Source organism: Paenibacillus sp. SEL1 (assembly GCF_054602535.1).
The window spans coordinates 1,677,080-1,692,220 of record NZ_CM137723.1 but is presented as its reverse complement, the minus strand read 5'-3'; the positions used below and the strand labels follow the sequence as shown (position 1 = coordinate 1,692,220).

Sequence of the window (15,141 nt, the reverse complement as noted above, 5' to 3'; positions counted from 1 at the left end):
TATCACATAAATCGGTTTTTCACAATGATGAAGTTGATATATTGGCTAAAAACTTTTTAGGTAATACAGATAAAAAAATGTGATTTTGTTTATCAAAAGGTAAAAAGCGTGTAAAACTTCGTATGTACTAAGGGTTTTTCTAGGAATAGTGAAGTTTTGGGTTGACACCCTCTTAGATAATTATTACAATTCTAGCTAAGAAGTAGAGTTAGAAACCGCTTTTATAACAATTCCGTTGATAAAAAAGTTTATCTAAACAGGAGGAATGTTTTTATGGAAATGCGTTATTCAACTCATCCCGAACATGCCAAGCATTTTACGACTGAAGAGTTGCGTCAGCACTATTTGATCCAGGAACTGTTTGTACCTGAGGAGGTAAAGCTGGTCTATACGCATGAAGATCGTGTCATTATCGGGGGCATTTATCCCGTGAATAAATCTGTTGCGCTGGAAGGTAACGATCAAATCAAAGCAGAAACTTTCCTGGAGCGCCGCGAACTGGGCATTTTTAATGTCGGCGGCAGCGGTACGGTCAAGGTGGACGGTGAAACTTACGAGCTGGCCACAAAAGACTGTCTCTATGTAGGCAGAGGGGGCAAGGAGTTGATCTTTGAAAGCGATTCCAGTGAAAAGCCGGCGAAATTTTATATCGTTTCGGCCCTGGCTCATACCACGTATCCGACGACGAAGCAGTCTTTTGCCGATGTACCGTCTGAAAGTCTGGGTTCGCAGGAAACAGCTAACAACCGTACGTTGCGTCGCTTTATCCATGATGAAGGCATTCAAAGTTGCCAATTGGTTATGGGGATGACGACGTTGGAGAACGGCAGTGTGTGGAACTCCATGCCGACACATGTTCATGACCGTCGGATGGAAGTGTATTTCTACTTTGAACTGGATGAGAATGCGAGAATGTTCCACCTGATGGGTGAACCGAACGAAACGCGCCATCTGGTGATGAAAAATGATGAAGCCGTTATTTCTCCACCTTGGTCTATCCACTGCGGTGCGGCTACGGGCAGCTATACCTTCATCTGGGGCATGGCCGGTGAAAATAAAACATACAAAGACATGGATCAGGTTGCCATGAGCGAGTTGCGTTAATCCAATTAGTGTATTGGGGCGTGAATCTGCAAGTGGCTGAGGGTACATGGTCATCCCATTCGTGGAAAGGATCAGGAACATGACGAAAAAGAAAGTTTTGGAACATATCACTTCAGTAGGTGTCGTCGCAGTCATTCGGGGAAACACGGCGGAGGAAGCATATCTAATGTCTAAAGCCTGCATTGAAGGCGGCTTGGATAATATTGAGCTTACGTTTACAACGCCGGATGCGGATCAGGTCATTCGAAGATTGAGAGACGAATTTAAGGATCGGGCAGTAATTGGTGCAGGAACGGTACTGGAGTCACTGACGGCAAGAATTGCTATTCTAGCCGGAGCAGAGTTTGTCGTGAGTCCTTCTTTTGAAGAAGAAACAGCGAAGCTATGCAATTTGTACGCGATTCCTTATATGCCCGGCTGTATGACGCTGAATGAGATCAAGGAAGCCATGAAATTGGGTAGCGATGTCGTGAAGTTGTTCCCAGGCAGTGCGATGGGGGCGGACTTTGTGAAGGCTGTCAGAGGTCCAATGCCTCATGTACAGATTATGCCAACTGGTGGCGTTGATCTGGACAATATGGAAACCTGGCTGCGTAACGGATGTGTAGCCGTGGGAATTGGGGGTAATTTGACCGCTCCAGCCAAGGAAGGTCGCTACGACTTGATCACAGAAAATGCAGCACGTTATGTAGCTAAATATAAGGAAGTACGCGCAGCGCTGTAGGCTTCAGGAATATAGGTTTTTATACTAATTTGTAATGGAGGCGTAGGCATGGGTCTGGACAATTTTTCATTGGATTTTTTCAGTCTAAAAGGTAAAACGGCGATTGTAACAGGAGGCAACACTGGTTTGGGTCAAGGATATTCCGTAGCCTTGGCCAAAGCAGGTGCAAATCTGTTCATTGTAGCTAACAATGATGAATATGAAGAAACAAGACGTTTGCTGGAGCCAACGGGTGTGAAGGTTGCCTTTTATCAGGCTGATCTGACAGAGAAAGAATCCATTAAAAAAATTGTAGAAGAATGCGTCAATGAATTCGGTAAAATTGATATCCTTGTAAACAATGCAGGTACGATTCGTCGCGCCCCTCTGCTGGAGTATAAAGATGAGGATTGGGACGCTGTTATGGAGATTAACCTGAATGCCGTATATCACCTGAGCCAGGAAGTGGCAAAGGTGATGGTAGAGCAAAAAAGTGGGAAGATTATCAATGTCGCTTCTATGCTTGCTTTTCAGGGTGGCAAATTCGTTCCGCCGTATACAGCGAGCAAGCATGCGGTAGCTGGTTTGACCAAGGCATTTGCGAATGAGCTGGCGGTTCATAACGTTCAGATTAATGCGATTGCGCCGGGTTATATTGCTACGGCAAATACAGCTCCAATCCGTGCGGATGAAAGTCGCAATCAAGAAATCTTGTCGCGTATTCCTGCGGGTCGTTGGGGCGATCCGTCTGATTTGATGGGAGTTGTGGTTTTCCTCGCCAGTCAGGGTTCCGACTACATGAACGGTCATATCTTGGCGGTGGACGGCGGCTGGCTGGTACGTTAAGCAGCGCTGGTCGCATCGAAGTTTATGAACTGAAAGCTGCCTCAAAAGGAAACTATCCTTTCAGGCAGCTTTTATTTTTTCAATGAAGCTATATGCTGAACTTGAAGACTTGGAGCGCTGTTTCGATCCGTCCTATGCATATGGCACGAATGCCTTTATAATTTAATGAGATAAAAATTGCTAGGCTCCAGCCGTACACTTGGTTGGAGCCTTTGAGCATAACACAGATAGATTGGAGAATGGAGAGATGAGTTCACAGCAACATCAACGAGCTTTGGTATACAAATCTTTGTGGCATGCCGGTCCTTGGGTGCTTGCCATAGGGATCATTCTGGTAGGTGCCAATCTGCGCGCCTCGATTACCTCGGTAGGACCTCTTATCGGTTTGATTAAGGATTCTTTGCATATTTCGAATACACTGAGTGGCCTATTAACGACATTGCCGTTGCTGGCTTTTGCCCTGTTGTCGCCTTTTGTAGCTAAACTGTCGCGCCGCTTCGGGTCGTCTCTTATTATTTTTGCAGCCTTGCTGCTGTTGACCGCAGGTATTGTGGTGCGCTCAACGCTGGGGGTGACCGCATTATTTGTCGGGACCGCCATGCTGGGACTGGCTATTGCCGTGTGTAATGTGTTGCTGCCGAGTCTGATCAAAGAGGAGTTTCCTCGCAACAGCGGACTGATGACCGGTGTATATTCAGTATCTATGAATGTGGTCGCTGCAACAGCCTCTGGCCTGAGTATACCGCTGGCTTTGAATGGAGGTATGGGCTGGCGAGGTGCTTTGGGAATATGGGCGATTGTGGGTGTCGTAGGTATTTTACTCTGGGTGCCCCAGCTCCTTAAGGCCCGCAAAACAGCCAATAAAGCGGCAGTGTCTGCCCGAACCGTGAATGTATATACATCGTCTTTGGCTTGGAAGGTGACGCTGTTTATGGGGCTGCAATCTGCCTTGTTCTATGTTCCTGCCGCTTGGTTTCCCGAAATGATGAGCGGACAGGGGATGGATTCAGAGACTGCGGGATGGATGCTGTCCGTGCTGCAGTTTTCACAAATGCCATTTACTTTTATTGTGCCTATTTGGGCAGCGCGGGTGAAGGATCAGCGGGTATTGGTTCTAATTATGGCTGCGCTGTATTTTATCGGTTTGGGTGGATTTCTGCTTGGGGCTACACAGTGGAGTGTGATTTGGGTTATTTGTATCGGTATAGCGGGTGGTTTTGCTTTCCCGTTAGTGATGATGTTCTTTAATTTGCGGACGCGGACACCGCAGCAGGCAGCAGAGCTGTCTGGTATGGCACAATCCTTTGGTTATTTGCTAGCAGCAACAGGACCGACGCTGTTCGGTTATTTGCATGATGCGACGCAAGGCTGGACAATCCCGCTACTGCTGCTCTTGTGTCTGAGTGTGTTGCTTATGTTTATAGGGCTGGGTGCAGCTAAGAAACGATATGTCGGAGGCGAGGTGGATGATCAGGCTACAATTTGATGCAGATGGGCTACAGTGTGGTCTGTAATGCAGATCGTGTTATGTTGTTGGCTAAAGAATTTGCGCTGTTGCGCTTTCTGTACGATAACCGGAATCAGGTGTTCACCCGGGAACAACTGTTGGATCGTGTGTGGCCGCTGGAGTATCCGGTGGAGCGTACGGTGGATGATCATATCTACAGATTGCGCAAAAAACTTAAGTCATGGGATGGGCTCCGTATTCATACGGTTAGAGGGTATGGCTACAGCTTGACCTTGACTGACGTGCAGCCACAGAATCATCCGTCCTTGCTCGATCAGGAGGTGCAGGACGCCGTACATGGACTTTTCCGGAAATACCAGCTGTTGGGGCAGGGGAATTCCATCGTAGCGCTGGCTGCCCAGCAGGAGCAGATGGGTTTTCAAATGTCTGCCTTTTATCAAATGTATACCCGTTTTGTACAGGCGGATGTGTCCTGGTTCTTGGAGCGGGAGGATTTTGCCCCTGTAGACCGATTGTATTGGATGTTGCTGCTATTTACGGGCACAGCAGGGGTAACGGATGCGGGGATTGCTCTATGTGAGTGTGCGCTTTCCAGCAGGCTGCTGTCCAGTGAACAGGAACGGGAATTACGCATTCTCAACATCTTGGAGGCTTATGTGGAAAATGGAGAACCTGAACGCGCACAGGAAGGTCTACCACTAACCTTGAGGGTAATGAAACGGGATAATCTCGATAAATTTGTGATGCCTGTTGCACTGATGGAGATGTACATGCATCTGGTTTCCAATCATATGGAAAAGGCTGCGGAACTGTCTGATCGTCTGGAAGGCATGCTGTCGGAGGCTCCGTATTTGCGTGAACTGGGCCGTTATCGCATGATGCGCGGACTTATGCTTTTGCGTACTGGAGATGTGAACAACGCCGAGCGGCTTATGGATGAAGGGCTGGATACCCTTGATATGGCTAAACAGGAATTGCTAAAAATTAAAGCGGTCTGCCAAATCCGCGGTTTTTTGAAGCTCTGTGGCACCTATCCCACGCTGGAAGAGAAATATGCGGCTCAATATGATCGGCTTGACCGGGACAACAGTTTAACACTGCATCGTCAGGCGCTAAGGCACTGGTTGGAGCAAACACTTTCTGTGGTCTGATGTTTTTAGCTGTCTGATTTTCCTCTGATATAGACCCGCTAGAATGTTCTTATTGCTAAAAGAAGCTGAAAATGAGAGCAGGGTGAGTAGATAATGAAGGAAAAGAAAGAACTGCAATCCACGCCTAGCATTTGGCGCAATGGCCGTTTTCGGCGGATGTTTGCGGCGCACACGGCTGCCTCCTTTGGCGATTGGTTTGATGCTATCGCCATTCAGGTGCTTGTTGCCTATCGCTGGGAAGCCGACCCTATGATGATTGCGCTGATTCCGGTAGTGATGGCCCTACCGGGTCTGCTGCTGGGTTCCATCGCGGGCACGTTAGCCGACCGGGTGCACAAGGCCCGGCTGATGATCGTCTGCGATGCAGCTATCGCCTTATTGACGCTGGCGATCCTCGCCGTCCCGGGCCCGGCGTGGCTGCTGCCTTTGCTCGGTCTGCGCGCGGCGGCTGGCGTATTCCAAATGCCTTCACAGCAAGGCTTGACCCGCACGGTAGTCGCCAGCGACGACCTGTTTCGGGCGACCTCGCTGAATGGGCTGGTCAATCAGGCCTCCAAAGTAGCAGGGCCATTACTGGGCGCTATGACCTTGACTGTGTTGTCCCCTCAGGCATGCATTATTCTCAATGCATTGCTGCGTCTCTGTTCCGGCCTGCTGCTGTGGCCGTTGCGCGGAATCGGTCCTACGCTGGTCAGCACAGACCAACAAGCTGTTGCAGCCGGGCAGCAAGGAAAGTCGGTTGCGCATATAGCGCCTGAGGCTGATGAAGCCAAAATGCGGGAGGAGCATGTCCGCGCATCTCGTTTTTTCAACCAATGGCGCGAGGGCTGGGCGTTCTTATGGCGCAGTCGAATGCTTTTCCATACGCTTATATTCGGACTTTTCGGCTTGATCGCCATTCTCATGATCGACTACCAGTTCCCTACATTGCTGCGAGTGCTCGCTCCGGGTAATGAATCACTGCTTGGCTGGCTGGTTTCAGCCATTGGGGCTGGCGCCGTCGGCTGCATGCTTGTGCTTAATCGTTTGAATCGCATAAGCGCAGGCTGGGGGCTCGGTGGTGGATATGTACTGGTTGGCGGAGCTATTGCTGCTTTAGGCTGGGCGCGACCCGGAACAGGATTGCCTGTACTGCTTATGATCGGGGCCGTGCTGGGCGTGGGCAACGGCCTGTACATTATCACCCAGAATTATATATTACAAGCCAAAACCCCTGCTGATATGGTGGGGCGCGTCTTTGGTATCCAAAGTACCGTGATTGGAGCAATCATGGTCGTTTCCCCGCTTGCAGGGGGAGTATTGATCCGAATAGCAGGGGCGAGAACGGCTTTTGTCTGGATCGGGATGACTGTTGGAATCTTGGGTTTGGCAGGCCTGCTGCTTCAATCCGTAATTTGGCGCGAGTCCCTCGCTGATTCTAGCCTGACTACGGAGCAAAATGCAGACCTTGCGTAGTCGAACTTGCGCAATATTTGCTTTGATTTTCGTCATTTATATTATTAGCATGGGAGAGATCATGATGACTCAACAAACTTCAGCCTCAGAGCCTGTGGCACGGTTACTTGAAGGATCACGGGTGTACTTGCGTCCCGTTAACGTAGAGGACACCGAGCTATACTATAATACATTGTTCCATCAGGATGTGCGGAGGCTGACAGGCACACAACGCAGCTTTACCAAGGATCAAATTGCCCGTTATATTGAAGCTAAAGGACAGGACACCTCAAGCCTGTTGCTGTTGATTGCGCTTCGCGAAGATGATCGTGTCATTGGGGATATAGCCCTGCAGGATATGGACAGCCTGAACCGCAGTGCCAACATCCGTATTGCGATCAATGAGCAGGGAAATCAGGGGAAAGGCTACGGCACCGAAGCGCTTGTACTCATGCTGGGTTACGGATTCGGTATCTGTAATCTGCATCGGATTGAGCTGAACGTATTTGATTTTAATGAACGTGCCATTCGTTGCTATGAAAAAGTAGGCTTTCAGCGCGAAGGTGTGCAGCGGGATGCTTTATTCTACAATTATGAATACCATGATTCGATTCTGATGAGTATGCTGGACCACGAATACCGCGACCGCTATGTGAAAAAAGCAGAAAATTGATTCAACACGTTTACACGGGTTTGCAGAAGAGATATAATTAAAAGATAAAATTGCTTGTTTGCGCAAGTATGACCGACAACATCAAATGAATATATGAACTTACCGGAGGAGCCTGTCACCAAGGCTCCTTTATGTCTTTTTTAGGGGAACCTGTGCTTTATTTCAGGTTTCCCTTTTTATTTTGCGAGCAGTTTGTTTCAGGTCAGACACATATTTTGCACGTTTGTTTAGCATTTTATGATTATCAGTATCTTCAATATTGTGGGTTATGCGCAGATGAGTTCAAGGATTAAATAAAAGGAGGTTATCAGCCTATGCAATTTATACTATATCTTCTGCTGATTCTACTGTTCACAAAAGTCGCGGGTCATTTGTCCGTCAAGCTCGGTCAACCAGCGGTGTTAGGAAAGCTGATCGCAGGAATTGTCCTGGGTCCAGCCGTATTGGGATGGGTTCAGAATGATTCACTGATTCATGATATGTCTGAAATCGGCGTGCTGCTGCTGATGTTCATTGCTGGACTGGAGACGGATTTGGATCAACTTCGACGTAACTGGAAGCCTGCGGTAGCTGTGGCGGTTGGAGGTATTATTTTACCGCTAATTTGTGGTTTTGGTGTAGGGGAAGCCTTTGGATTCTCGGTACATGAAGGCTGGTTTCTAGGAATTATTCTGAGTGCTACCTCGGTAAGCATTACGGTACAGGTACTCAAGGATATGAATAAGCTGAATACCCGGGAAGGCTCAACCATTTTGGGTGCGGCAGTGCTGGATGATGTGCTTGTCGTGGTGCTGCTAGCGGTAGTAATGAGTATATTCGGTATGGGTGGAGAAACTTCGCTGGGACTTCTTGTTGGCAAAAAGCTAGTTTTCTTCGTCGTAGCTATTCTGGGGGGCTGGTTCGTTGTTCCATGGGTTATGAAAATACTTGCTCCACTCAAGGTGACTGAAGCAGTCATCACGACTGCGTTGATTATTTGCTTTGGGTTTGCGTATTTTGCGGATATGTTGGGGATGGCAGGGATTATCGGAGCCTTTGCGGCCGGGATTGCCATTGCACAAACCAGCTTTAAGCATGTTGTAGAAGAAAAGGTGGAACCCATTGCTTATTCCATCTTTGTTCCTGTATTTTTTGTCAGCATCGGATTAAATGTTTCCTTTGAGGGAGTAGGACAGCAGCTCGGATTTGTTGTTGTTTTGACACTGATTGCGCTGGTGACAAAGCTTATCGGGGGAGGACTCGGGGCGCGGCTGACGGGCTTCGATAACCGTTCTGCCCTTGCGATCGGATCCGGGATGATATCTCGCGGCGAGGTCGCACTTATTATCGCAGCTACCGGTCTACAGTCGGGTCTGTTGGCACAGCAATATTTTACATCGGTGATCATTGCCATCATTCTGACGACCTTGGCTTCGCCTCCGATTCTCAAGCTGTGTTTTAGCGATAAGAGGGAGACTTCCGCTCACGATACAGAAAAGAAGGTCAGCACGGACAAGTCATAACGAGAGTATCAACAGGTCATAACAAAAAGACCCTTCGGGTTCAATTTCTCATAGCGTGCAGCATGAGAGAATGGGCAAAGGGTCTTTTTTATGCTAAATGTGCTGCGAGAACACAGTAATTAGGACTCGGATACGACAGTGAAACGTTGGTTCAGATGTTGTGGTTTTTCGATTTCGTCCACTACGGCAACTGCATAATCTTCGTAGCTGACATAGCTTGCACCTTTGGAATTAACCAACAGTGTGTCTTTTCCCACTTGGTAAGAGCCTGTACGTTTACCCAGTGCAAATTCCGCTGAAGGGCTAATGAAAGTCCAGTTCAGGTCGCTGGTACCACGCAAAATTTCCAGGTTTTTTCCTTGATTATTTGCTGTTGGGTATACGAAATCAGGGAAGCCGGGAGCATCTTTTACCAAAAGTGTTTGGGATTCATCAGTGAACAGGCTGCCTGCACCACCTACGACAATCAGGCGAGTACCGGATACATTACGCAGGGCTTCAATCAGTACGTTACCTGCATCGACATGCAGATGCTCTTGTCCGAGTGGAGCGGCAAATGCATTAACGACTACGTCAAAGCCTTTCAGATCATCTGTTTTCAGATCAAAAACGTCTTTTTGTACTACAGTAGCACGACTTTCTGTTACTTTAGCCGAGTCACGGACGATGGCGGTTACTTCATGTCCTCTGTCTAATGCTTCTTTTACGATATTACTTCCTGCTTTACCGGTTGCACCAATAACTGCAATTTTCATAATAGATAGCCTCCTATAAATATGATGTGGATGATGGATGATTCATTCGTTTGATCGTAAGTGTACCCAGTGCATTTACGAACTTTAATATGTAACTATTATAGTTACAACACAAAATAAAAGTCAAGCTCTTCTGTTGGGCAAACTAAAATCCTCCGATTGGAAAGAGAGGAACTCGTTTAAATATATAAGGTGAAACTAAATGAGCAAACTTAAGCCATATGGATATATGTAGACCACAGAATCAGAAGGGAAGAGTGAACCGATATGAGTAAAAAAGTACAGCTTGAACCGGCAGCACAGAAATTTGCAGACGATAATGCCAAGCCTCCGTTTCTATATGATTTGGGTCCTGAAAAAGGACGTGAAACGGTCAATGAGGTTCAATCCGGTCCAGCAGACAAACCTGCCGCAGATGTAGAAGATTTAACTATTCCAGATGGGCCTGGCGGTGAGGTAAAGGTCAGAATTGTTCGTCCACAACAAGTGACAAGCGATCTGCCGGTCATTGTATATATTCACGGAGCAGGCTGGGTATTCGGTAATGCCCACACGCATGATCGTCTGATTCGTGAATTGGCAGTCGGCTCCCAGGCAGCCGTTGTATTCCCGGAATACAGCTTGGCACCTGAAGCTAAATATCCGACGGCGATTGAGGAAATTTACGCGGTCGTTCAATGGGTGGCACAGCATGGGCGCGAGCATGGACTGAAGCCCCATACGCTGACGATAGCCGGAGACAGTGTCGGCGGCAACATGACCGCGGCCGTAACGCTGCTGGCCAAAGAACGCGGTGGTCCTGCCATCCGGCAGCAGTTGTTATTTTATCCGGTGACGGACGCTTCCTTTGACACGGAATCCTACCAGGAGTTCGCCACAGGATATTTCCTGAGCCGCGAAGGAATGCAATGGTTTTGGGATCAATATACGACAGATCCCAATGAACGAGCGCAGATTACGGCGTCCCCGTTACGTGCCACCACAGAGCAGCTCAACGGGCTACCGCGTGCGCTGGTCATTACAGGCGAGGCCGATGTGCTGCGCGATGAAGGTGAGGCCTATGCGAACAAGCTGCGTGAAGCAGGGGTAGAGGTAACCGCTGCACGCTTTCAGGGCATCATCCACGACTTTGTGATGCTGAACCCATTGTCGGAAACCGCGGCCAAGCGCGGTGCGATCGCGCTCGCTACCTCATGGCTGCGCCAAGGGTTTGAGGGCTAGTACACTATAGAGCGTTTTAAGGGTGCCGTCGTGTGATTTGATCCAGTTCCTTTGAACGATTGGGCTGACTTCTTCCTGCTGACATCTATTGCAGGGAAGGCAGCCTTTATACATATCTGCAATGAAACCGCTTCACGTTCGTCGAACAGAGTGATAATATAAAATTTGAACGAGTTTGACCGACATTCAGCCTAAGGGGGATATCCATGCCATTTCAGGGACAACGCATTTTACCTGCAGCTAAGCATATGAAGCAGCTGGAGGGTATTTTGGACAGTTCTTATGAGTATGCTGTTTTTTTGGATACGCATGTAGCGCAGCTGCGCAACCTGTACCAGATGGCTAGAAGTCGCAGCAAGCAAATGCTCCTGCATGCCGATCTGGTGCAAGGCTTGAAGAATGACGAGTATGCGGCTGAATATTTGTGTCAGGAAATTAAGCCATTTGGGATTATTTCGACCCGATCCGGGGTGATCGCAACCGCTAAAAAGAAGGGGATTCTTGCTGTACAGCGGGTGTTTCTGCTCGATACGATTGCGCTGGAAAAAAGCTACGCGCTGGTGGAAAAAACACGACCTGATTATATTGAGGTACTGCCTGGTGTTGTCCCACTGATGATTAAGGAAGTCAGCGAACGCACGGGCGTTCCTATTTTGGCGGGCGGACTTATTCGCACCCCTGAGGATGTGGAAGCGGCGTTGGCTGCGGGAGCTACAGCAGTTACGACCTCCAATAAACAACTGTTCGAGCATTATAAGCAATAGCCTCTATTTGGATCAAGTGGGCAACAATACATAAATATGCAAGGAGGCTGGAAAACGATGGAGCAATACATTCTTGCCTTGGATCAGGGCACAACCAGTTCGCGGGCCATCTTGTTTGATCGGCAGGGAAAAGTGGTATACAAGGCACAACGGGAGTTCCCACAGTATTTTCCCCAGCCGGGGTGGGTAGAGCAAAACGCAAATGAGATATGGAGCTCTATTTTGGCCGTCATCGCCTCCTGCTTGTCGGAATCAGGTGTGAAAGCCAGCCAAATTGCCGGGATTGGTATTACGAATCAACGGGAAACCGTAGTGGTGTGGGATAAACATACGGGTCTGCCTGTATATCATGCGCTGGTATGGCAGTCACGGCAAACAGCCGGGATCTGCGAGGAATTGAAAAGCCGTGGATTTGATCATATTTTTCATAGCAAAACGGGACTACTCATTGATCCCTACTTTTCTGGCACCAAGGTCAAATGGATACTCGACAACGTCGAAGGGGCACGAGCTCAAGCAGAGCGCGGGGATTTGCTATTGGGTACGATTGATACCTGGCTAATCTGGAGATTGTCCGGTGGTAAAGCACATGTAACGGACTACTCCAATGCGGCCCGCACACTCATGTACAACATTTATGAGCTAAAATGGGATGAGGAGCTGCTGGATATTCTCGGCGTTCCTGCGTCTATGCTACCAGAGGTGAAATCATCTTCTGAGATATATGCGCATACGGTGGATTATCACTTTTTTGGACAGGAAATTCCTATTGCCGGAGCGGCGGGTGATCAGCAAGCAGCTCTGTTCGGTCAGGGATGCTTTGACAAGGGCATGATTAAAAATACTTACGGTACGGGATGCTTTATGTTGATGAATACCGGAGATGAACCCTGTGACTCGGAACATGGACTGATTACGACCATTGCATGGGGGCTGAATGGTCAGGTGAAGTATGCGCTGGAGGGCAGCATTTTTGTAGCCGGATCTGCTATTCAGTGGCTGCGTGATGGGTTGCGTATGTTCCGCGAAGCCAAAGATAGTGAAGCGTATGCGGCGCGTGTGACCTCGACGGAAGGGGTATATTTTGTCCCGGCCTTTGTGGGTCTGGGCAGCCCGTATTGGGACAGTGACGTGCGCGGTGCGACATTTGGTTTGACGCGGGGAACGACCAAGGAGCACTTTATACGAGCGGTACTGGAATCGCTGGCCTACCAGACTAAAGATGTCCTAACTGCCATGGCGAGCGACTCGGGTGTACCTGTGCGTTCATTGCGTGTAGATGGGGGTGCAGTGATGAACGAGTTCCTGATGCAGTTCCAGAGCGATATTCTCGATCTACCTGTAGAACGACCTGCTGTGAACGAGACAACTGCACTCGGTGCGGCGTATTTAGCGGGACTGGCAGTTGGGTTTTGGAGCAGTCTGGATGAAGTCCGGGGATATGCTCAGAGTGATCAAACCTTTACTCCGTCCATGAGTGAAGACGTGCGGGCTAGGCTTTATGGTGGTTGGAAAAAGGCAGTTCATGCCGCAATGGCGTTCAAGTAGGGATGGTTTTACGATAGAAGGCAGCCATGTGGCAACAGGCAGATTTCCCTTTTCATAGCGTATCGTGTGTGCTACGATATAGATAAGTTAATACTCGTCAGGAGACTTGGAGAGACCATGAACCGCTCGGCATCCGCCGCAGCGATGTTCGTGGTCTTTTTTTGTACCTTATGATGATTCGGTTGGCAGATTGCATCGTGAATATATACAAAGCTGGAGGGATACATGATGGGAGAACAGGGATTTGCTGCGCAGGAGAGAACCGCTGTTTTGGAACGTATGGGAGATGAGCATTTTGATATTTTAATTATTGGCGGCGGCATTACAGGGGCGGGGATTGCGCTGGATGCGGCGGATCGTGGTTTGAAGACAGCACTGGTGGAGATGCAGGATTTTGCAGCAGGTACGTCCAGCCGCTCGACTAAGCTAGTGCATGGTGGTCTTCGTTATTTGAAGCAGTTTGAAGTTAAGATGGTAGCCGAGGTCGGGAAGGAGCGGGCCATCGTATTCGAAAATGGCCCACATGTGACCATACCGGAGCGTATGCTGCTTCCTTTTCACAAGGGCGGCACGTTTAACGCATTCACCACCTCTGTCGGGTTGCTAGTATATGATTTCCTTGCTGGTGTTAAGCGTAGTGAGCGCCGTCGTATGCTGGACATCCAGGCTACGCTAGAGCGCGAGCCTTTGCTGAAGCGTGATGGACTGAAGGGGAGCGGCAGCTACGTGGAGTACCGCACAGATGATGCTCGCCTGACGATTGAGGTCATGAAGGAAGCTGTTACACGAGGAGCGCTGGCGGTGAACTATGCCAAGGCTGACAAGCTGCTGTATGACGAAGGACGAATAAGCGGTGCAAGCGTAACGGATCGGGTAAAGGGAAAGCCATACGAAATTCGAGCTTCACTGGTTATTAATGCGGCCGGACCATGGGTAGATACGTTGCGGGAAATGGATCGCTCCAAAGAGGGCAAGGTGCTACGCCTGACGAAAGGTATTCACCTGGTGTTCGATGCTGAGCGCTTTCCACTCCAACAGGCAGTGTACTTCGATACACCGGATGGGCGCATGGTATTTGCCATCCCACGTGATGGAAAAACCTATGCAGGTACGACCGACACGGTGTATGAAGGGGATACGGCGCATCCTCGGATGACCGCCGAAGATCGGGCCTATGTGCTCCAAGCGATCAACGGAATGTTCCCGGATGTGAAACTGACTGTTACGGATGTAGAATCCAGTTGGGCAGGGGTACGGCCGCTCATTTATGAAGACGGTAAAAGTCCTTCGGAAATTTCACGCAAGGACGAAATTTGGGAATCCCGTTCAGGTCTGATCACGATTGCAGGCGGCAAGCTGACGGGCTACCGGAAAATGTCCGAACTCGTCGTGGATCGTGCGGTACGGGAGCTGGGACGCTTGCACGGGCAAAGCTTCCGGGCATGCCGCACCAGACATATCCCGATTTCGGGCGGCAGCGTAGGCGGCTCGGCGGGCTGGGACGCCTTCGTGAGCAAGCAAGCCGCAGCGGGTGTTGCGCTCGGTTTGTCGTCGGATATAGCTAGAGCATGGGCTACTCGCTATGGCTCCAACACAGAGCGGCTGTTTGCCATAGCGGCACGGAGCATGAAGGAGGCTACCGAGAAGGAAGCAGCGCTGCCTGTGGAAGTGCGTGTCCCGCTCCTGTATGCGATGGAACAGGAAATGACGGTGACACCGTCTGATTTTTTCATACGCCGAACCGGGGCGCTGTTCTTCCAAATTGACGAGGTGAAGCGCTGGAAACAGCCCGCCATTGCATTAATGTCCGAACATGCAGGCTGGAGCGCCGCACAAGAACGACAATATACGGCTGAGCTGGATGCTTACCTGTATGAAGCTGTAACGCCTGTAGAGGCAGAGGTGAAACCCGGCAACGTTAAAGCTATTTGAGGCCGCAAGGGAGTTATATCCTTGAGCCGTCCATTGCTTT

12 protein-coding genes and 1 pseudogene are annotated in these 15,141 nt (G+C 49.3%); 12 read left to right on the top strand and 1 reads right to left on the bottom strand.

Annotation, left to right across the window (positions count from 1 at the left end; all coding sequences use genetic code 11):
• Positions 1-273: 273 nt before the first annotated feature.
• The 8 genes and pseudogenes from kduI (at position 274) to ACYCSE_RS07765 (ending at position 8,881) form a co-directional block, all read left to right on the top strand.
• Complete coding sequence (kduI, locus tag ACYCSE_RS07800) at positions 274-1,104, top strand: 5-dehydro-4-deoxy-D-glucuronate isomerase (protein ID WP_061831956.1); 831 nt, start codon at positions 274-276, stop codon at positions 1,102-1,104.
• Between the two features lie 79 nt (positions 1,105-1,183).
• On the top strand, positions 1,184-1,828 hold the full coding sequence (locus ACYCSE_RS07795; RefSeq protein ID WP_025683172.1) for a bifunctional 2-keto-4-hydroxyglutarate aldolase/2-keto-3-deoxy-6-phosphogluconate aldolase: 645 nt from the start codon (positions 1,184-1,186) through the stop codon (positions 1,826-1,828).
• Positions 1,829-1,876: 48 nt separating this feature from the next.
• On the top strand, positions 1,877-2,653 hold the full coding sequence (gene kduD / locus ACYCSE_RS07790) for a 2-dehydro-3-deoxy-D-gluconate 5-dehydrogenase KduD (RefSeq protein ID WP_061831955.1): 777 nt from the start codon (positions 1,877-1,879) through the stop codon (positions 2,651-2,653).
• Positions 2,654-2,900: 247 nt separating this feature from the next.
• A complete protein-coding gene (locus ACYCSE_RS07785; RefSeq protein WP_165177966.1) occupies positions 2,901-4,139 on the top strand; it encodes a CynX/NimT family MFS transporter in 1,239 nt (412 codons plus the stop codon).
• A pseudogene (locus ACYCSE_RS07780) lies at positions 4,120-5,272 on the top strand (winged helix-turn-helix domain-containing protein). The gene ACYCSE_RS07785 and the pseudogene ACYCSE_RS07780 overlap by 20 nt, the downstream one beginning before the upstream one ends.
• 93 nt (positions 5,273-5,365) lie before the next feature.
• Positions 5,366-6,727 (top strand): MFS transporter, encoded by a 1,362-nt coding sequence (locus ACYCSE_RS07775; RefSeq protein WP_459701950.1) that lies wholly within the window; start codon positions 5,366-5,368, stop codon positions 6,725-6,727.
• A 61-nt stretch (positions 6,728-6,788) separates the two neighbouring features.
• Positions 6,789-7,379, top strand: a complete 591-nt coding sequence (locus tag ACYCSE_RS07770; protein ID WP_414126120.1) for a GNAT family N-acetyltransferase — start codon at positions 6,789-6,791, stop codon at positions 7,377-7,379.
• Between the two features lie 314 nt (positions 7,380-7,693).
• Positions 7,694-8,881 (top strand): cation:proton antiporter, encoded by a 1,188-nt coding sequence (locus ACYCSE_RS07765; protein WP_348620898.1) that lies wholly within the window; start codon positions 7,694-7,696, stop codon positions 8,879-8,881.
• 119 nt (positions 8,882-9,000) lie between these two features.
• Here ACYCSE_RS07765 and ACYCSE_RS07760 read toward each other — a convergent pair whose 3' ends face one another.
• Positions 9,001-9,636, bottom strand: coding sequence for an NAD(P)-dependent oxidoreductase (locus ACYCSE_RS07760; protein ID WP_459701949.1), 636 nt, complete (start codon positions 9,634-9,636; stop codon positions 9,001-9,003).
• A gap of 267 nt (positions 9,637-9,903) precedes the next feature.
• Here ACYCSE_RS07760 and ACYCSE_RS07755 point away from each other — a divergent pair, with 267 nt between their 5' ends.
• From ACYCSE_RS07755 to ACYCSE_RS07740, 4 genes are all read left to right on the top strand, one after another.
• Complete coding sequence (locus ACYCSE_RS07755) at positions 9,904-10,857, top strand: alpha/beta hydrolase (RefSeq protein WP_459701948.1); 954 nt, start codon at positions 9,904-9,906, stop codon at positions 10,855-10,857.
• Positions 10,858-11,063: 206 nt separating this feature from the next.
• The gene (locus ACYCSE_RS07750) at positions 11,064-11,621 is read left to right on the top strand and encodes a glycerol-3-phosphate responsive antiterminator (RefSeq protein ID WP_459701947.1); all 558 of its coding nucleotides are present in this window, start codon (positions 11,064-11,066) and stop codon (positions 11,619-11,621) included.
• Between the two features lie 57 nt (positions 11,622-11,678).
• Positions 11,679-13,169 carry a glycerol kinase GlpK gene (gene glpK / locus ACYCSE_RS07745; protein WP_459701946.1) on the top strand — a complete coding sequence of 497 codons (1,491 nt, stop codon included), beginning with the start codon at positions 11,679-11,681 and terminating at the stop codon, positions 13,167-13,169.
• A 228-nt stretch (positions 13,170-13,397) separates the two neighbouring features.
• Entirely contained in the window at positions 13,398-15,101 is a 1,704-nt protein-coding gene (locus ACYCSE_RS07740; protein ID WP_459702487.1) for a glycerol-3-phosphate dehydrogenase/oxidase, read from the top strand.
• The last annotated feature ends 40 nt before the right edge of the window (positions 15,102-15,141 follow it).